Source organism: Ruegeria sp. AM5 (assembly GCF_056540645.1).
In genome coordinates this window covers 357,816-380,284 of the sequence record NZ_JBQFXC010000003.1, presented here as the reverse complement: position 1 = coordinate 380,284, position 22,469 = coordinate 357,816, and the positions used below count along the sequence as shown (strand labels likewise).

Sequence of the window (22,469 nt, the reverse complement as noted above, 5' to 3'; positions counted from 1 at the left end):
CAAGAAAAACGCCCACCGAAAAGGCGGGCGTTTTTCGTTATAGAAGCCGTGGGTTAGTCCGCTGTCAAAAGCGGGGGCTTGTCGCCCGGAATGCGGGGTTGATCGGGGCCCAGGATTTCCAGGTTCAGCTCGCCCTTCTTCATCGAGACACGGACCACGCCGCCTTTGGCCAGTTTGCCGAATAGCAGTTCCTCGGCGAGAGGTTTCTTGATGTGCTCCTGAATGACACGGCCTAGAGGACGCGCACCCATCTTGTCATCATAGCCCTTGTCGGCCAGCCATTCGGCGGCACGCGGTGTCAGATCGATGGTCACGCCACGATCCAGCAACTGTGCTTCCAGCTGCAGGACAAACTTCTCAACGACCTGCAAAATGACCTCTTTCGGCAGCGGCGCGAATGAGATCACGGCGTCCAGGCGGTTGCGGAACTCCGGCGTGAACATACGTTCGATCGCTGCGGTATCCTCACCTTCGCGCCGGTCGCGGCCAAAGCCAATGGCAGCCTTAGCCTGTTCCTGTGCACCCGCGTTTGAGGTCATGATCAGGACCACGTTGCGGAAATTCACCGTCCGGCCATTGTGGTCGGTCAATTCGCCGTGATCCATCACCTGCAACAGGATATTGAACACGTCAGGGTGCGCTTTTTCGATCTCATCAAGCAACAAGACGCAATGTGGGTGCTGGTCGACACCGTCGGTCAGCAAACCACCCTGATCAAACCCGACATAACCCGGAGGCGCACCGATCAGACGGCTGACCGCGTGCTTCTCCATGTATTCCGACATGTCGAAGCGCAGCAGTTCAACACCAAGCGTGTCAGCCAACTGTTTCGCCACCTCTGTTTTGCCAACACCGGTGGGGCCAGCGAACAGATAGTTGCCGATGGGTTTTTCGGGCTCACGCAGACCGGCGCGCGCCAGTTTGATCGCACTGGACAGCGCTTCGATCGCTTCATCTTGACCAAACACCACGCGTTTCAGCGAGGTTTCGAGATCTTTGAGAACCTCGGCATCATCCTTGGTGACGTTCTTGGGTGGGATACGCGCAATCTTGGCAACCACCGCCTCGATCTCTTTGACGCCGATGGTCTTGCGACGTTTGCTTTCGGCCAGCAGGTGTTGCGCTGCCCCGGCCTCATCGATCACGTCGATGGCCTTGTCGGGCAGTTTGCGGTCGTTGATATAGCGCGCCGACAATTCGACAGCTGTCTTGATCGCGTCGGCAGTATATTTGATCGAGTGATGCTCTTCGAAATACGGTTTCAGACCGCGCAGTATTTTGACACTGTCCTCGACCGACGGCTCGTTCACGTCGATTTTCTGGAATCGGCGGCTCAGCGCGCGGTCTTTTTCGAAATGCTGACGGAACTCTTTATACGTGGTCGAGCCCATGGTGCGCAGTTTGCCACCCTGAAGCGCTGGCTTCAGCAGGTTCGACGCATCCATTGCACCGCCCGAGGTTGCACCCGCTCCGATCACAGTGTGAATCTCGTCGATGAAGAGAACTGCATCAGGGTGCTCTTCCAATTCGGTCACAACCGCTTTCAGACGCTCTTCGAAATCGCCGCGATAGCGAGTTCCTGCAAGCAGGGCGCCCATATCAAGCGAGTAGATGGTGGTTTCCGACAACACGTCCGGGGCCTCGCCCGCAACGATCTTATGCGCCAGACCTTCGGCGATGGCGGTTTTGCCGACACCGGGGTCACCTACCAGCAACGGGTTGTTCTTGCGTCGGCGACACAGCACCTGAATACAGCGTTCAACCTCGTCCGAGCGTCCGATCAGCGGATCTACATCACCGGCGCGTGATTTGGCGTTCAGATCAACGCAATATTTGCCAAGCGCGCTTTCTTTCTGCTCAGCGTCACCAGAGGTCGTCTGAGCCTCTTCTTCAGCTTCATCAGCACCCGTTACAGGACGATTCTCTCCATAGGCCGGGTCTTTGGCCACACCATGTGCGATGAAGTTTACCGCGTCATAACGGGTCATGTCCTGCTCTTGCAGGAAATAGGCTGCGTTGCTTTCACGTTCGGCGAAGATGGCCACCAATACATTGGCCCCGGTCACCTCTGTGCGGCCAGAGCTTTGAACGTGGATCGCGGCGCGCTGAATGACACGCTGGAAGGCTGCCGTGGGCACGGCTTCGGACCCGTCGATATCAGTGACGAGGTTTGACAGATCTTCGTCGATGAATTCGACCAAGGTGCTGCGTAACTCGTCCAGATCGACGCTGCACGCTTTCATGACGCGCACCGCATCGGGTTCTTCCAACAGCGCCAGCAGCAGATGCTCTAGCGTTGCGAATTCATGTCGCCGTTCATTCGCCGCCGCAAGGGCCGCGTGGATGGCTTGTTCAAGTGTGCTCGAGAATGAAGGCACGCGGGTGCTCCTCTGTATTGGGCCGGAAGGGGGCGGGCTGCAGGCCGGATCCCCATCCCAACCATGTCCTCATACTATTAGAGTTTGGTTGATCCCGCCCCGGCTTCAAGGGTTTTCTTTCACTTGACAGTCACATTTGTTGTGACCGTGGCCGTGATTGGGGCTTGAAACGGGTTAAAAGCTGTCTTTTTGGGCTCGAATTTCGGCGAATACGGACACGGGATCAGAGTTTTCCATGCCCAGATGGGCCTGAATCGCCGGATCAGTGGCCCTTAGAAACGGATTTGTCGCCTTTTCCAGGCCCAAAAGCGAGGGCACAGTGGGTTCTCCGGCAGCGCGGGCGCGATTAATATCGGCCACGCGGTCAAGCAAGGCTGGGTTGTCGGGATCGATGGTCAGGGCGAACTTGGCGTTTGCCTGTGTGTATTCGTGGCCTGAGCACACGATTGTTTCATCGGGCAGGGCCGCCAACTTGCTGAGAGAGGCCCACATTTGCGCAGGCGTGCCCTCGAACAATCGTCCACATCCCAGCGCCATCAGGCTGTCAGCGCTGAATACAACGCCAGTTTGGGGCATGTAGAATGCAATGTGCCCAATTGTATGACCGGACACATCAAGAACCTCGACCGGCTCACCGCCGATATAAAAAGTGTCACCTTCAACCACCGCCTGATCGAGTTTTGGCAACCGATGCTCATCTGCTTTTGCGCCGATCACACGCGCGGGCTGTTTCGCCAGAATGTCGCCCAGCCCGTCCACATGATCCCAATGATGATGGGTCAGCAACACATGGCTTAGCTGCCAGCCGCGCGAATCCAGTTCGGCCAGAATCGGAGCTGCCTCTGGCGCATCGATCAAGGCAGTCTCACCGCTGGCCGGATCATGGGCTAGAAAGGCGTAATTATCGCTGAGGCAAGGAATGGTGACGATCTCAAGAGGCATGGCCTTTTGCCCTTTCATTGCTAGACTGCGCCCAGCTAAGCCGATTGACCGGGTGTCCGCAATGCATCTTGATGTGCAGGATCTGAGGAATTTCTACTATCGCAGCACCCTGGGTCGCGCGGCCCAGGCAGCGATCCGTGGTCGGTTGGTGGATCTTTGGCCCGAAGCCAAAGGGCAAACTGTGGTCGGATTTGGTTTTGCCGTACCTTTATTGCGGCCTTACCTCAAAGATGCGCGCCGTGTGATTGGTCTTATGCCTGGTCCGCAGGGTGTAATGCCATGGCCTGCGGGGATGCCCAATGTTTCCGTTCTGACCGAAGAGACGATGTGGCCAATCGAAACTGGCCATGTGGATAAACTGGTGGTGATGCATGGTTTGGAAACTTCAAACCGACCCAGCCAATTGCTGGAAGAATGCTGGCGCGTTCTGGGGCCCGGAGGGCGTGTGCTATTTGTCGTGCCGAACCGGGCCGGGCTTTGGTCGCGCTCAGACCGGACGCCGTTTGGCTTTGGGCAGCCCTATTCAACAACCCAGTTGGAAAACCAATTGCGCGCGCACCACTTCGTCCCTGAAAACCATTGCTCGGCGCTTTACCTGCCGCCTTCGTTCCGTCGGTTCTGGCTAAAATCAGGTAGCCTGATCGAGAAGACTGGACAACGCATCCCAACCGTCATGGCCGGAGGCGTGCTTATGGTTGAGGCCAGTAAACTCATTCGCCCGCCTAGCGGGAGCGTTACTAAAGACACAGCGAAGCGCCCGATCAAAGCGTTGGATGGTTTGTTAAAGCCTGCGTGACAGTCCGGCGCATTTTGAACGGAAAAAATGCGGGAAAAAGGTCACAGGAATCGCAAAAACCTGCATATTCGTAACATTTTTCAACTGCCCCAATCGGTCCAAAGGGTCGCAGTTGGGTTAAGTGTATGAAAAATAATAATTTGTGGATAAAACTGTTACCGCTATAGCGTATTGCTTGGTTGGAACACCTCTGCTACATCCCCGGTGATTTTGATCCCCGCCCTAAATGGACGGGGTTTCCTCACGCCCCAAGGTAGCGGCCGCTACTCAAAATCGGGGCCTCAAATATCGGAAGGGTGGACGTGTCCGAACCAGCTTCGATTTCCACTGGCATCGCCGAGCGCTATGCCACCGCGATCTTCGAGATCGCTAAAGAGAATAATGACCTTGCAGGTCTGGAAACCGGAATCAACGATCTGGCAGCCGCATTGGGTGATAGCGCAGAATTGCGCGACCTGATCGCATCGCCTTTGGTTTCGCGCGCCGAACAGGAAAGCGCAATCACCGCTGTTGCGGACAAGATGGGCCTGCATGCCATCCTGCGCAATACGCTGGGTCTGATGGCGCAGAAACGTCGTCTGTTCGTTGTACCGCAACTGGTGCAGGTTCTGCGCGACATGCTGGCTGACGAGCGTGGCGAGGTGACCGCCGATGTCGCCTCGGCCAAGGCGCTGACCAAGACCCAAATGGATAAACTGTCCAAGACGCTGTCCGAGCGTGTGGGCAAGACCGTGACAATCAATGCGACCGTTGATGAAAGCCTCATCGGCGGTCTTGTCGTTAAAGTGGGCTCGAAAATGATCGATAGCTCGATCCGTTCGAAGCTGAACTCCCTACAGAATGCAATGAAAGAGGTCGGATAAATGGGAATCCAAGCTGCAGAGATTTCTGCAATCCTGAAGGACCAGATCAAGAATTTTGGTCAGGAAGCCGAAGTGGCCGAGATCGGCCGCGTGCTGAGCGTCGGTGACGGGATTGCCCGTGTATACGGCCTGGACAATGTGCAAGCCGGTGAGATGGTCGAATTCCCCGGCGGCATCATGGGTATGGCGCTGAACCTGGAAAGCGACAACGTCGGTGTTGTTATCTTCGGTTCCGACCGTGACATCAAAGAAGGTGACACTGTTAAGCGCACCAACTCGATCGTGGACGTTCCGATCGGTGACGAGCTGCTGGGCCGCGTTGTTGACGGTCTGGGCAACCCGCTGGACGGCAAAGGCCCGATCAACGCGACCAAGCGTGGCGTTGCAGACGTTAAAGCGCCGGGCATCATTCCGCGTAAATCGGTTCACGAGCCGATGGCAACCGGACTGAAATCGGTTGACGCAATGATCCCAATCGGCCGTGGCCAGCGTGAGCTGATCATTGGTGACCGTCAGACCGGTAAAACCGCCGTTGCTCTGGACGCGATCCTGAACCAGAAAGTTTACAACGACGCAGCAGGCGACGACGAGTCGAAGAAGCTGTACTGCGTGTACGTTGCGATCGGTCAAAAGCGTTCGACCGTTGCTCAGCTGGTGAAGAAACTGGAAGAGTCCGGCGCGATCGACTACTCGATCGTTGTGGCGGCAACCGCGTCCGACCCGGCACCGATGCAGTTCCTTGCACCTTACGCCGCAACCGCGATGGCCGAATACTTCCGTGACAACGGCCGCCACGCGCTGATCATCTATGATGACCTGTCGAAGCAGGCTGTGTCCTATCGTCAGATGTCGCTGCTGCTGCGTCGCCCGCCCGGACGTGAGGCCTATCCTGGCGACGTTTTCTACCTCCACTCCCGTCTGCTGGAACGTTCGGCGAAGCTGAACGAAGATTTCGGTGCAGGGTCGCTGACTGCTCTGCCGGTTATTGAAACTCAGGGTGGTGACGTTTCGGCGTTTATTCCGACCAACGTGATTTCGATCACCGACGGTCAGATCTTCCTGGAAACCGAACTGTTTTACCAAGGTATCCGTCCTGCTGTGAACACCGGTCTGTCGGTTTCGCGTGTGGGCTCGTCGGCTCAGACCGATGCGATGAAATCCGTTGCTGGTCCGGTTAAACTGGAACTGGCTCAGTACCGCGAAATGGCGGCCTTTGCGCAGTTTGGTTCGGACCTCGACGCCGCAACTCAGCAGCTGCTGAACCGTGGTGCGCGCCTGACCGAGCTGATGAAGCAGCCGCAGTACTCGCCGCTGACCAACGCGGAAATCGTCTGTGTGATCTTCGCAGGCACCAACGGTTACCTCGACAAAATCGAAGTTTCTGACGTTGGCCGCTATGAGGCCGGTCTGCTGTCACACCTGCGCGGTAAGCACGCTGACCTGCTGAAGTGGATCACCGACGAAGATCCGAAGATCAAAGGTGAAGCCGCAGACAAACTTAAGGCAGCGATCGACGAATACGCCGCGACCTTCGCTTGATAGGGGGTTCCGATGCCTAGTCTGAAGGACCTTAAAAACAGGATCGAGTCGGTCAAATCGACCCGCAAGATCACCAAGGCCATGCAGATGGTCGCGGCTGCAAAACTGCGCCGCGCCCAGGAATCTGCCGAAGCCTCGCGCCCCTATGCTGAACGGTTCAATGCCGTGATGGCGGGGCTGGCGGCGTCGGTCGGGGGCAGCGACAGCGCCCCCAAGCTGCTCCGTGGTACGGGCAGTGATGATGTCCATCTGCTGGTTGTCATGACAGCTGAACGCGGCCTGTGTGGTGGCTTCAACGCGAACATCGCCAAGCTGGCCCGCGCCAAAGCGGACGAGCTGCGCGGCAAGGGCAAGACGGTCAAGGTTTTGACCGTTGGTAAAAAGGGTCGCGACGCACTCAAGCGCGACTTTGCCGATCTGTTCGTTGGACATATTGACCTGAGCGAGGTCAAGCGTCTGGGCTATTCCAACGCGCAAGACATCGCCAAGGACGTCCTGTCTCGTTTCGACGGGGGTGAGTTCGATGTTGCCACGATCTTCTACTCGAAGTTCGTCAACGTTGTGACCCAGATCCCGACGGCACAGCAGGTCATCCCCGCATCGTTCGAAGACGAAGCGACGGGTGACGATAGCGGTGCGGTATTCGACTACGAGCCCAGCGAAGAGGCCATCCTGGCCGACCTGCTGCCCAAGGGGGTTGCGACTGCGATCTTCTCGGCTCTGCTCGAAAACGGAGCGTCTGAACAGGGCGCACGGATGTCCGCAATGGACAACGCGACACGCAACGCGGGTGAGATGATCGACAAGCTGACGATCCAGTTCAACCGCTCGCGTCAGGCCGTGATCACCAACGAGCTGATTGAAATTATTTCCGGCGCCGAAGCGCTGTAGAGACATACCGGAGACGAAACATGGCGAATGCAAAAGGCAAAGTCACACAGATCATCGGGGCCGTCGTCGACGTGCACTTCGAAGATCAGCTGCCTGAAATTCTGAACGCGCTGGAAACCACCAACAACGGCAAGCGCCTGGTGTTGGAAGTTGCTCAGCACCTGGGTGAAAACACCGTCCGCACCATCGCGATGGACGCGACCGAAGGTCTGGTTCGTGGCGAAGCCGTCACCGACACCGGCGCACCGATCTCGGTTCCGGTTGGCAACGCCACCCTGGGCCGCATCCTGAACGTGGTTGGTGAGCCGATCGACGAAAAAGGCCCGGTTGAAGCAACCGAAGCCCGTGCGATCCACCAGCCCGCGCCTACTTTTGATGAACAGTCGACCGAGTCGGAAGTTCTGGTGACCGGCATCAAGGTTGTTGACCTGCTGGCCCCCTACGCCAAAGGCGGTAAAATTGGTCTCTTCGGCGGTGCCGGCGTTGGTAAAACCGTTCTGATCATGGAACTGATCAACAACATCGCAAAAGTGCACTCGGGCTTCTCGGTGTTCGCGGGTGTTGGTGAACGGACCCGTGAAGGGAACGACCTGTACCACGAGATGATCGAATCGAACGTTATTAAACCGGACAACCTGTCGGAATCGCAGGTGGCCCTGGTTTACGGTCAGATGAACGAACCTCCGGGTGCGCGTGCGCGTGTTGCTCTGACCGGACTGACCCTGGCCGAGCAGTTCCGCGACCAGTCCGGTACTGACGTTCTGTTCTTCGTCGACAACATCTTCCGCTTCACGCAGGCGGGTTCCGAGGTTTCGGCTCTGCTGGGTCGTATTCCTTCGGCGGTGGGCTACCAGCCGACCCTGGCCACCGACATGGGTGCCCTGCAGGAACGCATCACCTCGACCAAGTCGGGCTCGATCACCTCGGTTCAGGCGATCTACGTGCCTGCGGACGACCTTACCGACCCTGCGCCGGCAACCTCGTTTGCTCACTTGGACGCGACCACCGTTCTTAACCGCGCGATCTCGGAAAAGGGTATCTACCCTGCGGTTGACCCGCTCGACTCGACCTCGCGTCTGCTCGACCCGGCCATCGTTGGTGAAGAGCACTACAAGGTTGCGACCGACGTTCAGCAAATCCTTCAGCGCTACAAGTCGCTGCAGGACATCATCGCCATCCTCGGCATGGACGAACTGTCGGAAGAAGACAAACTGACCGTTGCCCGTGCCCGTAAGATCGAGCGCTTCCTGTCGCAGCCGTTCGACGTGGCCGAAGTCTTTACCGGTTCGCCGGGCGTTCAGGTTCCTCTGGATGTGACCATCGCGTCGTTCAAAGCGGTTGTCGCTGGCGAATACGATCACTTGCCCGAAGCGGCCTTCCTGATGGTTGGCGGCATCGAAGAAGTGATCGCCAAAGCCGAGAAGATGGCAGCAGAAGCCGCCTAAGGAGTATCCCTGATGGCAAACACGATGCAATTCGACCTCGTCAGCCCTGAGCGGAGCCTTGCTTCGCTTAGCGCGACGGCGGTCCAGATTCCCGGCGCGGACGGGGACATGACGGCAATGCCCGATCATGCCCCCACTATCACCACGCTGCGCCCGGGCATCCTGAAGGTCGAGGCACCTGCAGGAGCCAGCGAATACCTGGTCACCGGTGGGTTTGCTCAGATCAATGGTGATGGCCTGTCGGTTCTGGCCGAAAAAGCCATCCCAGTTGCCGAAGTAACACGTTCGCATCTGGACGATCTGATCGCCGAGGCCCGCGCTTCGCACGAGGCGGCCAAGGCCGGTGAAGATCAGACGATCGTCGACGATGCTGCCAAGTTGCTGGCTGACATGGAAGCCCTAGGAACGCATATGAGCCTGTAAGGGTTCATGACATTCTGATCACTTGGAACGGCCCCGTATCCGCGGGGCCGTTTTTTTGTCGTGATTTTGCCATTCGCTGAAGTTAAGCTGCAGGAATTGAACAATAAAAGACGATAGATGAAAAAGTTTCAAACCCATCCCATCGGCATTGATCAGGGCGAGGAGGTCTTGTTTTCCGATTTCGCCGATGGTGGCGTGATGTGGACTGGTGAGGGCCCGCGTGAGCGTCGCGTAAGCGTCCGTTTTTCAGAAGTGTTCCGCTCTGTGCCAATCGTCCAGATAGGCGTGGTGCTTTGGGATGTGGATACGTCTTCCGCTTTACGCGCTGAAGTTCAGGCCGAAGATATAACGCCGGAAGGATTCAATGCGGTGTTTCGCACCTGGTCTGATACGCGTATCGCCAGAATTCGGGTGAATTGGACCGCAATTGGAGATGTTTCGCATGAAGACGATTGGGACATCTCGTGAAGCAGGCCTGTTCGTGACATAAGATTGCGCACCTTCGCGCGTCGTCCCATAAAGAAGACTGGCCACCCCAAATAGCGGCTAACGCAACCGGAGGATCTTACAGGTGTTTGCAAGAGATCATATCGAATACGAAGCCTTGGACCTTCCGGATCGTATGGACTTGTCTGATGAAGAAATGCTGGCCGAAGCGCGAGCGTTCTACGACAAGATGAAACGCCGCCATACCGTGCGTGACTATTCGGACCGGCCCGTCGAGCGCACGGTCATCGAAGAGTGCATTCGCGCAGCCGGAACAGCGCCCTCAGGGGCCAATCATCAGCCCTGGCACTTTGTGGCCATCTCGAACCCTGAGATGAAACGCCGTATTCGGGAAGAGGCAGAAGCTGAGGAGCGCAGGTTTTATGAAGGCGGTGCCGGAGATGAATGGCTGAAGGCGCTTGAACCAATCGGGACTAACGATCAGAAGCCGCATCTGGAAGACGCACCGTGGCTGATAGTGATTTTCGCCCAACGTTGGGGTCATTTCGATGATGGAGATCGGTTCAAAAACTACTACGTGCCTGAAAGCACGGGCATTGCCACGGGCTTTTTGTTGACTGCGTTGCACCATGCAGGGCTGGTTTCACTGACCCACACACCCAACCCGATGAAATTCCTGAATAAACTGCTAAACCGCCCTGATCATGAAAAGCCTATTATGATCGTAGCTGTAGGCCACCCGCAAGACGACGCGAAGGTGCCAAAAGTTGCAAAGATGAAAAAACCGTTGGAAGAAATCATGACGGTCGCCGAATAGGCAGGCCGTCATGAATTCAGACATTATCTATGGTAGTCAGCAGTTTTTCGATCAATCCATATGATAAAGTGACTCGTAGATCGGCGTCAGTGTCTTGTCTTCGAACAGCGATGATACGCTGGTGCCATTCCAAATGTTCAGGATCGCCTGCGTAAAGATCGGCGCGGTGGGCACGATGCGGATATTGGCGGCCTTGTTGATCTCAGCCGTAGGCTGGATCGTGTCCGATAGGACCAGAGATTTCATCACCGAATTGGTCACACGTTCAACCGCCGGTCCACTCATGACACCGTGGGTGATGTAAGAGTGCACTTCCTTGGCACCGTTATCCATCAGCACCTGAGCAGCTTTGCACAGAGTGCCAGCGGTATCGCAAATGTCATCGACGATCAGGCAGATTTTGTCTTTCACGTCACCAATGACAGTCATCTCAGCCACTTCGCCTGCCTTTTCGCGGCGCTTGTCGACGATCGAAAGGGGCGCATTGATGCGTTTGGCCAATTCACGGGCACGTGCAACACCGCCGACATCCGGCGAGACCACCATCAGGTCGTCCATCTGATCCTTGAATTGTTTCTTCACATCCAGGGCAAAGATCGGAGAGGCATAAAGGTTGTCCACCGGCATGTCGAAAAAGCCCTGAATCTGGGCTGCGTGCAGATCCATGGTTAGAATCCGTTCGATACCCGCACCAGTCAGCATGTTTGCCACCAGCTTGGCGCTGATTGGTGTGCGCGCCTTGGTGCGGCGGTCCTGACGGGCGTACCCGAAATACGGAATGACAGCGGTGATCCGGGCTGCGGATGAACGGCGCAGGGCATCTGCGATGATCAGCAGCTCCATCAGATTGTCATTGGCGGGGTTCGAAGTCGGCTGGATAATGAACATATCCTCGCCGCGTACGTTCTCGAACACCTCGACGAAAATCTCGCCGTCGTTGAACCGTTCGACCCGCGCATCGACCAATCCCTGGTCAACGCCGCGATGCAGGCTCATGCGGCGTGCAATGGTTTCGGCAAGCGGAAGATTGGCGTTCCCAGCGATAAGCTTGGGTTCGTGAAGTGTCGGCATCGGCTGATTTTCCCCGGGCAGCAGTGGCAATGTGACAGATTCGTGATGTTGACACCGCTTAGCATGGGTCTACCGTCCCGCAAAGATAACGCAGCGGAGAAAGTGAACATGGCCCAGATTGACTACTTTTTTGCGACACTCTCGCCCTATTCCTATCTGGCGGGAATGCGACTTGAAGAGATCGCGGCAAAACACAGTGCGACGATCAATTACAAACCGCTGGATATCATCGCTTTGTTCGGCCGAACCGGTGGAGTGCCGCCAAAAGACCGACACATCTCCCGCATCGAGTACCGCGCGCAGGAACTGGTGCGCCAATCGCGTAATCTGGATATGCCGTTGAACTTGCAGCCTGCGCACTGGCCGACGAACATGGCGCCGTCCTCATATGCTGTGATTGCGGCCATTCAGGATGGATCAGGGGATGTCGGAATGCTGTGCCATTCTTTCCTACGAGCGTGTTGGGCAGAAGAAAAAGATATCGCCGATGATGGCGTTATCCGCGATTGTCTGGAGCAGGCCGGGTTTAATCCAAATCTTGCTGACAGCGGCCTGTTGGTAGGTGCTGAAACCTACGCCGCCAATCTCGAAGAAGCCGTGGATCGAGGTGTTTTTGGTGCGCCGTTCTATATCACCCCGGACGGTCAAAGGTTCTGGGGTCAGGATCGTCTTGACGACCTAGACAAGCATTTGGCCGAGATGAAATAGCCGAGCAGAGGAGCACGGTTAAAGAAGGCTTAGAAACCGATTGATCTGGTCGGTTCCGATGGACCAGTCACAGACAAGGCGGCAGGCCAGCATCTCGTCTTCGTCGTCACCATCCAACGTGTCACCCCACAGATGATACACGGCGCCTGCCTCGTGCAGGCGCTTGTGTTGGCCGCGGGGAAAGCTTGCGAAAATCATATTCGCGTGGGGTTCATGTAAGAATTCTGCCCCGACCGTGCGCAGCCCATCTGCCAGACGCGCGCAATTGTCATTGGCCTTACGTGCCGATTTAAGCCAGAGATCGTCCTGCAGGTAGGCGGCCATCTGGGCCGACAGGTAACGGTGCTTGGAAAACAGGTGCGCACCGCGCTTGCGCCGCAATTCGAATTCCCAGGCTTTGCTTTCATCAAAGAAGATGACGGCTTCGACTCCCATCAGACCGTTTTTAGTGCCGCCAAAGCTGACGGCGTCAATACCGGCTTTCCATGTCATTTCTGCCGGTGAGCAATTCAAAGAGACAAGGGCATTAGTGAAGCGCGCGCCGTCCATATGCACCGGCAACCCATATTTCTTGGCAACGCCACACAAGGCGTGCAGTTCGGCCAGCGAGTAAACCGAGCCGCGCTCGGTCACTTGAGTGATTGAGACAGGCCCACGTTGAGGACCATGCACGCCGCGGGTTTCTTCCCCCTCAATGGACTTGGTCAACGCTTCGGGGGTCATCTTGTCGCCACCGGGAACCAGCGTCAGCTTTGCACCGGTGTAGAATTCGGGCGCGTTGCACTCATCCTCGTGGATATGAGCAACGGGTGAGCAGAACACGGTTTCCCACGGGTTGCTTAGTGTCGCCAACGCCAGTGAATTCGCCGCTGTTCCCGTAGCGACCAGATAAACCGCTGCACCCGGAGCTTCAAAAATGCCGCGGATCTGATCGCGCACTTCGTTCATCAAGGTGTCTGCACCATACGCCATCTGGTAGCTCTGATTTGCCTCGGTCAGCGCGGCCAGAACTTCAGGATGGACAGGTCCGGAATTGTCAGAAGCAAAATGCATCAGTTCGGTTCCTCGATGATGTAATCTTCCCATTCTTCCATGGGTGTTTCGAATTCGGATACGGTGCGCCTCTGCACCGAAACCCCGGCGGCATGCACACTTTCTGGCGTACCAGACAACAACGGGTGCCAGTCGTAAAGCGGTTTGCCTTCCCACAGCAACCGATAGGCGCAGGTCTGCGGCAGCCAATAGGCATGATCGTCGATATTGTCGGGTGTCATGACGATGCATTCGGGCACGAACCGGTGACGGATATCATATTGCATGCACCGGCAAGTTTCGTCGTCCAGCAAGCGGCAGGCAACACATGTCAGGGCGACCTCGCCGGTATCTTCGTCTTCCAGCTTATTCAGGCAGCATTTGCCGCAGCCATCACACAGGGCCTCCCACTCGCGCTGGTTCATCTTGCGCAGCGGCTTTCGTTCCCAGAATCGGAGCGCGAGGCCAGCTCGATCAATTGGATCCGTGGTCATGGGTTGGCCAGAAGCTCTCGGGCGCGCGCGCAGTCGGCATCCATCTGCGAGATCAACCCGTCAAGGCCGTCGAATGTCATTTCGGGCCGCAGATAGTCGACCAGACCAACGGACAGCGTCGCGCCGTAAAGATCGCCTGAGAAATCGAACAGGAATGTTTCGATGTTGGGAACCTCACCTTGGAACATGGGCCGGGTCCCGACCGATGCCGCCCCGTGATAGCTGCCCTGATGCGGGCCATCCAAAACGTCGACCAAAACTGCATAAACGCCGAATCTCGGAGGGTGCAGCCCTTCGATCGACATATTGGCCGTCGGGTATCCCAAGTCTCGTCCGCGTTGCTCGCCTCCGACGACCTCACCCTCAATCCGGTGCCAGTGCCCCAACATTGTTGCCGCATCGCGCGGGCGCCCCTCTGACAGAGCTGTCCGGATCGCAGTCGACGAAACCACATTCTCGGTGCGCTCCAACAGGGGCGCGATGGTCACACCGAACCCCATCTCTTCGCCAAAGCGAACCAGGTCCTGAGGGTTACCGCTGCGCCCTTTGCCAAAACAAAAATCGGCACCCACGACAACATGAGAAAGCCCCAGACCATCGCATATGACATTCCTCGCAAAAGCTTCGGGCGTCATACCCGCGAGCGTTGAATTAAAAGGCAGTTCATAAAGCTTCTGCACGCCGAGTTTTTCCAGCCGGTGCGCGCGTGCATTGCCGCGCATCAGACGAAAGGGCGGTGCCTCTGGGGAAAAATACTCTCGTGGATGCGGCTCAAATGTCATGACCCCCAGCGGCGCGTTCAATTCAGCATTGCGCGCCAACTCGATGACGGATTGATGGCCAAGATGAACACCGTCAAAGTTCCCGATGGCGACACTTGCGCCTCGGTCTTCTGGTTCAACAAACTGGAAGTCCCGGATGATATGCATGCGGCTTGCCTAGCGGGACTGCCCGTCAGGTTCAAGCCGCAGTTCGGTTAAGGTGGATTATCAGTCGAACTTGCGGCTCGGAGCCAGCACCATGGCCTCACCCACCAACACTTTCTCTCCGTCAACTGCGCAGTGGCAATCCAGTTTCACCCGACGTTTGGCAAAATCGATGTCAATCACCTTTACCTCGGCATAGACCATGTCGCCCGGACGTACCGGAGCAAGGAACTTGAGCGATTGTCCCATGTACACGGTTCCATGTCCGGGCAGCTGCTCTCCGATAACCGCAGAGATCAGGCCAGCGGTCAGCATGCCATGGGCAATACGTCCTTCGAAAATCGTATCGCGGGCATAGTCATCATCCAGATGAACCGGATTCCGGTCGGTCGATACTTGAGCGAACATCTCGATATCTTCATCGGTCACCACTTTGCGCAAGTGCCGTGACATGCCCATTTCGATGTCTTCGATGCAAATCGTTCCGCGCGGAAGGTTGTCCAACATGCTGCCCTCATTCGAGATCGAAAGAGCAACAAAAGACCATCATTTGCCGCTCGTCGGCAACTTTATTACTTCGCAGTTGCAGAAAATCAAGTCTTTTTTGCTATCTCAGGCGACCAATCGAATAGGTTGGATTGATCTGTTCCTTCTCGTTATGGGCTTTCAACGCGTCTTCGTCTGGATGATGTGATGTTTTGGTTTCTGCAGCTGCCAAACCGCCGGTGATGAAGAGGGTATCAATGCCTTCCCCCATTCCTCCAGCGATATCTGTTTGCGGCCCGTCCCCAATGGCAAGTATTTCAGAATCCGACACATCAACCCCAATCGCCTGCAATCTGCGCCGGGCCAGATCGTAGATCGGCGGGTGTGGCTTACCGAAATATAGGCTTTCACCACCCATCTCGGTATAAAGTCGGGCCAAAGCACCTGCGCACCATTCGCGCGTTTCGCCTCGGTCCACCACGATGTCTGGATTGGCGCAGAGCAGTTTCATCCCTTTCTGCTTGGCATAAAGAAAGTCGGGCCGGTTCACATCCGGGTCCGCCATCGGGTCGAACGGGCCGCAACACACGATGCCTTCGGCCGCGTCCAGCGGAACGCGTTCAATGTGGATCGGATGATCCAGCAGTTTCAGGGGTTCAAAAAAACCGGCATCCCGCTGCCATTCCCCCATGAAGTAGACTTTTTCGCCAATCGCCCCGCGAAACATCGCTGAACGCGCCGAATCACCGCTGGTTGCAATCGTGTCATAGGCATCCGCTGGCACATTAAACTGCGAAAGCTGCTCTGCAACGCCAGCACGAGGCTTGGGAGAGTTGGTTACAAGAACCACTGTGCCTCCGGCTTTGCGATAAGCTTGCAGTGCCGCGACGGCCTCTGGGTAGGCAGTTATCCCATTATGAACGCAACCCCACAAATCAACAAACAGCGCTTTGTAGCGGTCAGAGATTTCAGCGAGTGAAGAAACGATCTGGGTCATGGCGCGCCTCGTGCAGCAGTGAATGCGAGATGTCAAAGCCTATGGCAGAGCGTGGCGCAATTGGCCAGAGGTGCAGCCCAAGGCGGAGCGGCCGAAATCAACCCCCCTTGTTCATCTGGCCAAAAATATCTCGGAGCGCGAGGCAGAGCCTCGCAAAAAAAAATGCGCCCGGTTTCGGGCGCCTTTGATGATCTAAATTCAAACCTTGAGGTTCGGAATGATCTGCTTTTTCCGGCTCATCACGCCGGGCAACACAACCGCGTCACCGTCCACGGTTGCGCCAAAGCTCTTCTCAGCGACACCTTTGACCAGATCATTTGGAACCAGCAGCGTTGCCTCTTCGTTCAGAATGTCGACCACGAACAGCAACACCTGATCAACGCCGTCTTCCTTGGCCACATCAGCCATCGAGCTTACGATGCTGTCCTTGCGATCCAGCACGACACCGGGGGCTGTGGTTTCCAGAACCGAGACCCGGAACTTGGTGCCGTCTACTTCGTATTCTTTGCTGTCCATGCGGATCAGTTCGGCGTCCGAGAATGACGATACATCCGATTTTGCTGCAAACATGTCGGCGGCGTAGGCCGAGACATCCAGACCAAGTTCAGCCGCCAGTTTCTCAGCCACGGCGCGGTCGTGCTCGGTGGTTGTGGGTGAGCGGAATTCCAGTGTGTCCGACAGGATGCAGGTCAGCGCGGCACCTTTGATCGCGTCGGGCATCTTGGCGGCGTCGTCACCCATCAGGTCGACCATGATGGTTGCCGTGCAGGCCAGCGGGCGCACAGTGATGTCGATGGGGCCTTTGGTTTCAAGCCCGCCAACCAGTTTGTGGTGGTCGATTATGGCGCGGATATCGGCGCTGTTGATGCTGGCGGGCAGCTCGGCCGGATTGTTGGTGTCGACGATGACAACCGGTGCATCCTCGGCCACGTCCTCGATGATATGCGGCTTGGGCAGATCCCAACGCTCAAGCATAAAGGCGGCTTCGGTGTTGGGTTCGCCTAGCAAAACGGGCTGTGCCTGTTCACCTTTTACTTCGTTCAGATACCATGACCACAGGATCGGAGAGCCGGTGGAATCGGTGTCGGGAGATTTGTGGCCAAAAACTAGCGTTGTCATGTCTCGTGTCCTGAAGAATATGGATTTGCGCGCCTTATAGGGTGGTCAAACACGGTTGTCACCCGGAAGCAAACTTGCTGCGACCCTTGGTCTGAAAACCTAGAATTCAGCGCGTTCCAGTGTATATCCGGCTTGCTGTAGCTGGTTCAGTAAGCCGTAGTCGTTGCTAAGATGTCCGGCCCCGACAGCGATCACCGCGGTCTGATCCTTCAGGTCCAGAATCTTTTCCATCCAGTTGGCGTTGCGTTGCACCAGAAGCTGATCCTCGAACCCTTTCCATTCGGCGTTAAACTCTTCTGGTGTCATCCCTGAAGCTTCAAGTCCCTGAATTTTCGCAAGCTCAATGATCGCGGCGTGCTGCTCTTCGATATAGGCGTTCGCCATCGTGATCATTTGGTCGTCCCCGGCCTGCAGCGCCCCGGCCAGCCTGGTCAGTGACGCCACTTGTTCCTCCAGAGGATGGCTGTCGAACATGGCGATCAGATCCTCGATCCGCTCCAGCGAATACTGGGGTATCCCGTGTTGTTCGGCCAGTTCCGTCAGGCGCGTGTCCATGCCGCGATCAAAGTCTGGGGTATTCATCAGGCAAGGCGGAATGCCCAACATCATGCTTAGAAACCAAGGGCGCATCTTGGCGGCCATCCAGGCGGGAATACCACGCTCGGCCAGAGTCGCGGACAGCGCTGTCCAATCTTCTTCCGACATCAGGTCAATCAAAGTGGGGCCGGACGTAATCAGGACCGGGCTGAAATCATCGGCCAGATCTTTTTCGAACGCGTCCATTTCGTCCTGTGTGACCTCGAAGAAAAACGCGTCGGCCTGACTCAGAACTGGCTCCAAGCGCTCGACCACGGGTGCCATGCGGGGGTCGCTGGTGTGGAGGGTGCCGATCAGGTGCAAGACGGTCCCGTCTTTTGTCGCGATCCAATGGTTGCCCTCCGGAAACGGAATGTCACTGATTGTCTTCTCGAGATCAGCTTGACTTTCGGCCGACAGGTCAAGCCTAAGATCTCTCCCTTCGCAGGCCGCATGGGCGGTAATCGGAAGCAAAAGGCCGAGACAAAAGCTGAGCAAGCGCATATGGAACCTTCCGGAAATGGCGAATATGACCAAGACGTACTCCTGCCTTCTTGTAAGTTGCAATGCAGTTTGTCTTCAAACCGTGGCTGGCAATCCGCGCGAAACTACATAGCATAGCGTTATGAAGCTCGAGCAGGATCTCTATCCACCCATCAAAGCCTTGTTGGAACGTCAGGGATATACCGTGAAAGGTGAGGTTGGCGCCGCCGATATTGTTGCTCTGCGGGATGGGCAGGAGCCGGTGATCGTGGAACTCAAGCTGCGCTTCAGTCTCGCGCTGTTTCATCAGGCCATCACACGACTGAAAATAACCGATCAGGTCTATATTGGGGTCTGTAGACCAAAAGGCCGGGCAGCGAGACGGGCGTTGAAGGATAATCTGGCGCTGTGCCGCCGCCTGGGATTGGGCCTGATCACCGTGCGCTCTGATGGAGCGGTCGAGGTTCAATGCGATCCCGGCCCCTATGCGCCGCGCAAGGATAAGGTCAGGGCTAAGCGATTGCTGCGCGAGTTTGAAAGGTTGCAGGGCGATCCCAATGCGGGCGGTGCCACGCGTCATGGGATAGTAACGGCTTACCGACAGGATGCGCTAAAATGCGCGGCCCATCTGGCAGAGAACGGAGCGGGCAAGGGGGCCGATGTCGCAAAGGCCACTGGCGTAAGTGCGGCGACACGTTTGATGTACGACAATCATTACGGCTGGTTCGAAAAAGTGGAAAAGGGCGTCTACGCGCTGTCTGAGGCAGGGCAAGAAGGTCTGAAACACTGGGCGTACAGCTGGGATCAGCCAGACTAGGTGCCTTGTTCTTGCCTGCTTATCGCGCCAGGCAAAAAAATCTTTCACATATTGTTGACTCGCTTCCTGCAACTCCCTAGCTATGCGTCGTTATCACTCATGAGACCCGAGTGCTAACGCCTCGTCAGTCGGCGAGGGGAGGATAACAAACTTTGAGCCCAAGGAGCTGCAAAGATGGCATTGAAACCGCTTCATGACCGTGTGCTGGTTCGTCGCGTAGAAAGCGAAGAGAAAACCGCAGGCGGACTGATCATTCCCGACAGCGCAAAAGAAAAGCCCAGCGAAGGCGAAGTCGTTGCAACCGGCGAAGGCGCGCGCAAGGACAGCGGCGAACTGATCGCGATGGCTGTAAAAGCTGGCGACAAGATCCTGTTCGGCAAATGGTCGGGCACCGAGGTTCAGGTCAACGGCGAAGAGCTGCTGATGATGAAAGAAAGCGACATCATGGGGATCATCGAGTAAGCGCACCCGCTTTCTCTGATCTTCATTTCAACAGATATTCTCAAGGAGAGACAACATGTCTGCAAAGGACGTCAAGTTTGACACCGATGCCCGTAACCGCATGCTGGCCGGTGTAAATGTTCTGGCCGATGCTGTTAAAGTGACCCTGGGCCCGAAAGGCCGCAACGTGGTTCTGGACAAATCCTTTGGCGCGCCGCGCATCACCAAAGACGGTGTTTCGGTTGCCAAGGAAATCGAACTGGAAGACAAGTTCGAAAACATGGGCGCGCAGATGGTGAAAGAAGTCGCCAGCCGCACCAATGACGAAGCCGGCGACGGCACCACCACCGCAACCGTTCTAGCCCAAGCCATCGTTCGCGAAGGTCTGAAGCAGGTTGCTGCTGGCCTGAACCCGATGGACCTGAAGCGCGGCATCGACCTGGCAACTGCCAAGGTTGTCGAAGGCATCAAAGACGCTTCGCGTGAAGTCAAAGACTCGGCAGAAGTTGCTCAGGTTGGCACCATCTCGGCCAACGGCGAAGCCGAAATCGGCCAGCAGATCGCAGACGCGATGCAGAAAGTTGGCAACGAAGGCGTTATCACCGTCGAAGAAAACAAAGGTCTGGAAACCGAGACCGATGTTGTCGAAGGTATGCAGTTCGACCGTGGCTACCTGTCGCCTTACTTCGTCACCAACGCAGACAAGATGATCGCAGAACTCGACGACTGCATGATCCTGCTGCACGAAAAGAAACTGTCCTCGCTGCAGCCGATGGTTCCGCTGCTCGAGCAGGTGATCCAGTCGCAAAAGCCGCTGCTGATCATTGCTGAGGATGTTGAAGGCGAAGCGCTGGCAACTCTGGTGGTCAACAAACTGCGCGGCGGCCTGAAAATTGCTGCTGTCAAAGCACCGGGCTTCGGCGATCGCCGCAAGGCCATGCTGCAGGACATCGCGATCCTGACCGGTGGTCAGGTCATCAGCGAAGATCTTGGCATGAAGCTCGAGTCCGTCACCATGGACATGCTGGGCACCGCCAAGAAAATCGAAATCACCAAAGACGAAACCACCATCGTCGACGGTGCTGGCGAGAAAGCCGAGATCGAGGCACGTGTTGCTCAGATCCGCACTCAGATCGAAGAAACTTCGTCGGACTACGACCGTGAGAAGCTGCAAGAGCGCGTTGCCAAACTGGCAGGCGGTGTTGCCGTTATCCGCGTCGGCGGCATGACCGAAGTTGAAGTGAAAGAGCGTAAGGACCGTGTCGACGATGCTCTGAACGCGACCCGCGCTGCCGTTCAGGAAGGCGTTGTTGTCGGCGGTGGTGTTGCTCTGGTTCAGGCCGGTAAAGCACTGGAAACTCTGGAAGGTGCAAACGCTGACCAGAACGCAGGTATCAACATCGTTCGTAAGGCAATCGAAGCGCCTTTGCGCCAGATCGCCGAGAACGCTGGTGTCGACGGTGCGGTTGTTGCTGGCAAAGTTCGCGAAAGCGACGACGCAGCATTCGGCTTCAACGCTCAGACCGAAGAATATGGCGACATGTTCTCGTTCGGCGTCATCGACCCGGCCAAAGTTGTCCGTACCGCTCTGGAAGATGCGGCATCGGTTGCTGGCCTGCTGGTCACCACCGAAGCAATGGTTGCCGACAAGCCCGCCAAAGAAGGCGCGGCACCTGCCGGCGGCATGCCCGACATGGGCGGCATGGGCGGCATGATGTAAGCTGCTTAAGCCTTAGTGCTTAATAGCGGGGTCGCCTTTGGGCGGCCCCGGTTTTGTTTGGAATGTCTGTTGTGCATTCGTATCATTGGCGCTGGTAGGCTCTGGTCCGAGGAGGGTCGGGATTGGCTCGGCAATCGGGAATGTGAGTGTGCAAATCCCTTTGAAACGGCTATGCGGTTGATATGCGACTGTTTCTTCTGACCGCTTTAACCATGTGCGCTTTCGCCGCGAATTCGATCTTGAACCGCCTTGCTATCGACAGTGGCGCAAGTGATCCGGCGGGATTTGCCATCATCCGGGTTTTGGCTGGTGCCTTGGTTTTGACGGTATTGGTGGCGCTTCGGGGCGGCTCGATCCCTGTTTTTGATCGTCGACGTGTTGTTGGGGCCGGATCACTGTCGCTTTATATGATCGGGTTTTCAGTAGCGTATCTGACGCTTGATGCCGGGCTTGGTGCGCTGATCCTGTTCGGGGTTGTGCAAATTACCATGTTTGCGATTGGTGCAATGACCGGTTCTGCACCCACTTTGAGACAGATATTGGGTGCCGGTATTGCGCTTGGTGGACTGGCTTTTGTTCTTTGGCCTGCTGGGACGGTTCAGGTCGACCCGACAGGGGCCGGCTTAATGACGGCTGCCGGGGTCGGGTGGGCCATATATTCCATCGCGGGCCGGTCCGAACCAGATGCATTGTCGGGAACTGCAGCAAATTTCATCATGGCGTTGCCCGTCACGGGATTTGCCCTGTTCCTGCTGGTAAGCAATTGGCAAATGTCTCCGCTTGGCTATGGGCTGGCTGCGCTTTCCGGAGGCGTCACGTCCGGTCTCGGCTATGCGCTATGGTACCGTGTCGTGCCACAGCTTTCACCGGCGGTGGCCGCGATCGTGCAACTCAGCGTTCCAGTTATCGCAATTGCTGCCGGGGTCATCCTGTTAGCCGAGATGGCAAGTCTAAGGCTTCTACTCGGCGCCGGATTTGTACTCGGCGGCATCGCACTGGCGGTGCTGCGCCGGAACCGTGGCTAGGGGTTCCCTCGGCCTGGGTTAGGCCTTATCTGG

23 protein-coding genes are annotated in these 22,469 nt (G+C 56.6%); 13 read left to right on the top strand and 10 right to left on the bottom strand.

Annotated elements, in window-relative coordinates; all coding sequences use genetic code 11:
- Positions 1-53: 53 nt before the first annotated feature.
- The gene (gene clpA / locus ACR0AH_RS11495) at positions 54-2,378 is read right to left on the bottom strand and encodes an ATP-dependent Clp protease ATP-binding subunit ClpA (protein ID WP_170401887.1); all 2,325 of its coding nucleotides are present in this window, start codon (positions 2,376-2,378) and stop codon (positions 54-56) included.
- 174 nt (positions 2,379-2,552) lie between these two features.
- Positions 2,553-3,320 (bottom strand): hydroxyacylglutathione hydrolase, encoded by a 768-nt coding sequence (gloB, locus tag ACR0AH_RS11490; protein ID WP_480592028.1) that lies wholly within the window; start codon positions 3,318-3,320, stop codon positions 2,553-2,555.
- 61 nt (positions 3,321-3,381) lie between these two features.
- Between gloB and ACR0AH_RS11485 the strand changes: the two genes are divergently transcribed.
- From ACR0AH_RS11485 to ACR0AH_RS11450, 8 genes are all read left to right on the top strand, one after another.
- Complete coding sequence (locus ACR0AH_RS11485; RefSeq protein ID WP_170401881.1) at positions 3,382-4,116, top strand: methyltransferase domain-containing protein; 735 nt, start codon at positions 3,382-3,384, stop codon at positions 4,114-4,116.
- A gap of 302 nt (positions 4,117-4,418) precedes the next feature.
- Positions 4,419-4,979, top strand: a complete 561-nt coding sequence (locus ACR0AH_RS11480) for a F0F1 ATP synthase subunit delta (RefSeq protein ID WP_170392445.1) — start codon at positions 4,419-4,421, stop codon at positions 4,977-4,979.
- Complete coding sequence (gene atpA, locus ACR0AH_RS11475; protein WP_480592026.1) at positions 4,980-6,518, top strand: F0F1 ATP synthase subunit alpha; 1,539 nt, start codon at positions 4,980-4,982, stop codon at positions 6,516-6,518.
- Positions 6,519-6,530: 12 nt separating this feature from the next.
- A complete protein-coding gene (locus ACR0AH_RS11470) occupies positions 6,531-7,409 on the top strand; it encodes a F0F1 ATP synthase subunit gamma (protein WP_039537694.1) in 879 nt (292 codons plus the stop codon).
- 20 nt (positions 7,410-7,429) lie between these two features.
- Entirely contained in the window at positions 7,430-8,854 is a 1,425-nt protein-coding gene (atpD, locus tag ACR0AH_RS11465) for a F0F1 ATP synthase subunit beta (protein WP_039537698.1), read from the top strand.
- 12 nt (positions 8,855-8,866) lie between these two features.
- The gene (locus ACR0AH_RS11460; RefSeq protein ID WP_480592024.1) at positions 8,867-9,277 is read left to right on the top strand and encodes a F0F1 ATP synthase subunit epsilon; all 411 of its coding nucleotides are present in this window, start codon (positions 8,867-8,869) and stop codon (positions 9,275-9,277) included.
- Between the two features lie 117 nt (positions 9,278-9,394).
- A complete protein-coding gene (locus tag ACR0AH_RS11455; protein WP_170401869.1) occupies positions 9,395-9,745 on the top strand; it encodes an H-type lectin domain-containing protein in 351 nt (116 codons plus the stop codon).
- Between the two features lie 103 nt (positions 9,746-9,848).
- Complete coding sequence (locus ACR0AH_RS11450; protein WP_170401865.1) at positions 9,849-10,541, top strand: nitroreductase family protein; 693 nt, start codon at positions 9,849-9,851, stop codon at positions 10,539-10,541.
- A gap of 51 nt (positions 10,542-10,592) precedes the next feature.
- Here the strand turns inward: ACR0AH_RS11450 and ACR0AH_RS11445 are convergent, their stop codons facing one another.
- Positions 10,593-11,612 carry a ribose-phosphate pyrophosphokinase gene (locus ACR0AH_RS11445; RefSeq protein ID WP_170512558.1) on the bottom strand — a complete coding sequence of 340 codons (1,020 nt, stop codon included), beginning with the start codon at positions 11,610-11,612 and terminating at the stop codon, positions 10,593-10,595.
- Positions 11,613-11,720: 108 nt separating this feature from the next.
- On the opposite strand from ACR0AH_RS11445, the gene ACR0AH_RS11440 reads away from it, so the two are divergent.
- Positions 11,721-12,320 (top strand): 2-hydroxychromene-2-carboxylate isomerase, encoded by a 600-nt coding sequence (locus tag ACR0AH_RS11440; RefSeq protein ID WP_170512556.1) that lies wholly within the window; start codon positions 11,721-11,723, stop codon positions 12,318-12,320.
- A gap of 18 nt (positions 12,321-12,338) precedes the next feature.
- Here the strand turns inward: ACR0AH_RS11440 and ACR0AH_RS11435 are convergent, their stop codons facing one another.
- The 7 genes from ACR0AH_RS11435 to ACR0AH_RS11405 form a co-directional block, all read right to left on the bottom strand.
- The gene (locus tag ACR0AH_RS11435; protein ID WP_170512555.1) at positions 12,339-13,373 is read right to left on the bottom strand and encodes a beta-eliminating lyase-related protein; all 1,035 of its coding nucleotides are present in this window, start codon (positions 13,371-13,373) and stop codon (positions 12,339-12,341) included.
- The gene (locus tag ACR0AH_RS11430; RefSeq protein WP_170733005.1) at positions 13,373-13,846 is read right to left on the bottom strand and encodes a YcgN family cysteine cluster protein; all 474 of its coding nucleotides are present in this window, start codon (positions 13,844-13,846) and stop codon (positions 13,373-13,375) included. Before ACR0AH_RS11430 ends, ACR0AH_RS11435 begins: the two co-directional genes overlap by 1 nt.
- Positions 13,843-14,775, bottom strand: a complete 933-nt coding sequence (locus ACR0AH_RS11425; RefSeq protein WP_170733004.1) for a bifunctional riboflavin kinase/FAD synthetase — start codon at positions 14,773-14,775, stop codon at positions 13,843-13,845. Before ACR0AH_RS11425 ends, ACR0AH_RS11430 begins: the two co-directional genes overlap by 4 nt.
- 60 nt (positions 14,776-14,835) lie before the next feature.
- Positions 14,836-15,279: a MaoC family dehydratase gene (locus tag ACR0AH_RS11420; RefSeq protein WP_480592021.1), complete on the bottom strand. Its 444-nt coding sequence runs from the start codon at positions 15,277-15,279 to the stop codon at positions 14,836-14,838.
- A gap of 100 nt (positions 15,280-15,379) precedes the next feature.
- Positions 15,380-16,255 carry a TIGR01459 family HAD-type hydrolase gene (locus tag ACR0AH_RS11415; RefSeq protein ID WP_480592019.1) on the bottom strand — a complete coding sequence of 292 codons (876 nt, stop codon included), beginning with the start codon at positions 16,253-16,255 and terminating at the stop codon, positions 15,380-15,382.
- Positions 16,256-16,453: 198 nt separating this feature from the next.
- Positions 16,454-17,374 carry a manganese-dependent inorganic pyrophosphatase gene (locus tag ACR0AH_RS11410; protein WP_480592017.1) on the bottom strand — a complete coding sequence of 307 codons (921 nt, stop codon included), beginning with the start codon at positions 17,372-17,374 and terminating at the stop codon, positions 16,454-16,456.
- 99 nt (positions 17,375-17,473) lie between these two features.
- Complete coding sequence (locus tag ACR0AH_RS11405; RefSeq protein ID WP_480592015.1) at positions 17,474-18,424, bottom strand: TraB/GumN family protein; 951 nt, start codon at positions 18,422-18,424, stop codon at positions 17,474-17,476.
- A gap of 151 nt (positions 18,425-18,575) precedes the next feature.
- Here ACR0AH_RS11405 and ACR0AH_RS11400 point away from each other — a divergent pair, with 151 nt between their 5' ends.
- The 4 genes from ACR0AH_RS11400 to ACR0AH_RS11385 all read left to right on the top strand — a co-directional run bounded on the left by ACR0AH_RS11400 (position 18,576) and on the right by ACR0AH_RS11385 (position 22,436).
- Complete coding sequence (locus tag ACR0AH_RS11400) at positions 18,576-19,250, top strand: DUF2161 domain-containing phosphodiesterase (RefSeq protein ID WP_480592013.1); 675 nt, start codon at positions 18,576-18,578, stop codon at positions 19,248-19,250.
- A gap of 174 nt (positions 19,251-19,424) precedes the next feature.
- Complete coding sequence (gene groES, locus ACR0AH_RS11395; protein WP_010441779.1) at positions 19,425-19,712, top strand: co-chaperone GroES; 288 nt, start codon at positions 19,425-19,427, stop codon at positions 19,710-19,712.
- Positions 19,713-19,767: 55 nt separating this feature from the next.
- Positions 19,768-21,411, top strand: coding sequence for a chaperonin GroEL (gene groL / locus ACR0AH_RS11390; RefSeq protein ID WP_170392413.1), 1,644 nt, complete (start codon positions 19,768-19,770; stop codon positions 21,409-21,411).
- Positions 21,412-21,593: 182 nt separating this feature from the next.
- Entirely contained in the window at positions 21,594-22,436 is an 843-nt protein-coding gene (locus ACR0AH_RS11385; protein WP_480592011.1) for a DMT family transporter, read from the top strand.
- Positions 22,437-22,469 lie beyond the last annotated feature (33 nt).

Coding starts and splice junctions, on each gene's coding strand:
- gloB (WP_480592028.1), bottom strand. CDS start 3,320: ATGCCTCTTGAGATCGTCACCATTCCTTGCCTCAGCGATAATTACGCC.
- ACR0AH_RS11485 (WP_170401881.1), top strand. CDS start 3,382: ATGCATCTTGATGTGCAGGATCTGAGGAATTTCTACTATCGCAGCACC.
- atpA (WP_480592026.1), top strand. CDS start 4,980: ATGGGAATCCAAGCTGCAGAGATTTCTGCAATCCTGAAGGACCAGATC.
- ACR0AH_RS11470 (WP_039537694.1), top strand. CDS start 6,531: ATGCCTAGTCTGAAGGACCTTAAAAACAGGATCGAGTCGGTCAAATCG.
- atpD (WP_039537698.1), top strand. CDS start 7,430: ATGGCGAATGCAAAAGGCAAAGTCACACAGATCATCGGGGCCGTCGTC.
- ACR0AH_RS11460 (WP_480592024.1), top strand. CDS start 8,867: ATGGCAAACACGATGCAATTCGACCTCGTCAGCCCTGAGCGGAGCCTT.
- ACR0AH_RS11455 (WP_170401869.1), top strand. CDS start 9,395: ATGAAAAAGTTTCAAACCCATCCCATCGGCATTGATCAGGGCGAGGAG.
- ACR0AH_RS11445 (WP_170512558.1), bottom strand. CDS start 11,612: ATGCCGACACTTCACGAACCCAAGCTTATCGCTGGGAACGCCAATCTT.
- ACR0AH_RS11440 (WP_170512556.1), top strand. CDS start 11,721: ATGGCCCAGATTGACTACTTTTTTGCGACACTCTCGCCCTATTCCTAT.
- ACR0AH_RS11435 (WP_170512555.1), bottom strand. CDS start 13,373: ATGCATTTTGCTTCTGACAATTCCGGACCTGTCCATCCTGAAGTTCTG.
- ACR0AH_RS11430 (WP_170733005.1), bottom strand. CDS start 13,846: ATGACCACGGATCCAATTGATCGAGCTGGCCTCGCGCTCCGATTCTGG.
- ACR0AH_RS11425 (WP_170733004.1), bottom strand. CDS start 14,775: ATGCATATCATCCGGGACTTCCAGTTTGTTGAACCAGAAGACCGAGGC.
- ACR0AH_RS11420 (WP_480592021.1), bottom strand. CDS start 15,279: ATGTTGGACAACCTTCCGCGCGGAACGATTTGCATCGAAGACATCGAA.
- ACR0AH_RS11415 (WP_480592019.1), bottom strand. CDS start 16,255: ATGACCCAGATCGTTTCTTCACTCGCTGAAATCTCTGACCGCTACAAA.
- ACR0AH_RS11410 (WP_480592017.1), bottom strand. CDS start 17,374: ATGACAACGCTAGTTTTTGGCCACAAATCTCCCGACACCGATTCCACC.
- ACR0AH_RS11400 (WP_480592013.1), top strand. CDS start 18,576: ATGAAGCTCGAGCAGGATCTCTATCCACCCATCAAAGCCTTGTTGGAA.
- groES (WP_010441779.1), top strand. CDS start 19,425: ATGGCATTGAAACCGCTTCATGACCGTGTGCTGGTTCGTCGCGTAGAA.
- groL (WP_170392413.1), top strand. CDS start 19,768: ATGTCTGCAAAGGACGTCAAGTTTGACACCGATGCCCGTAACCGCATG.
- ACR0AH_RS11385 (WP_480592011.1), top strand. CDS start 21,594: ATGCGACTGTTTCTTCTGACCGCTTTAACCATGTGCGCTTTCGCCGCG.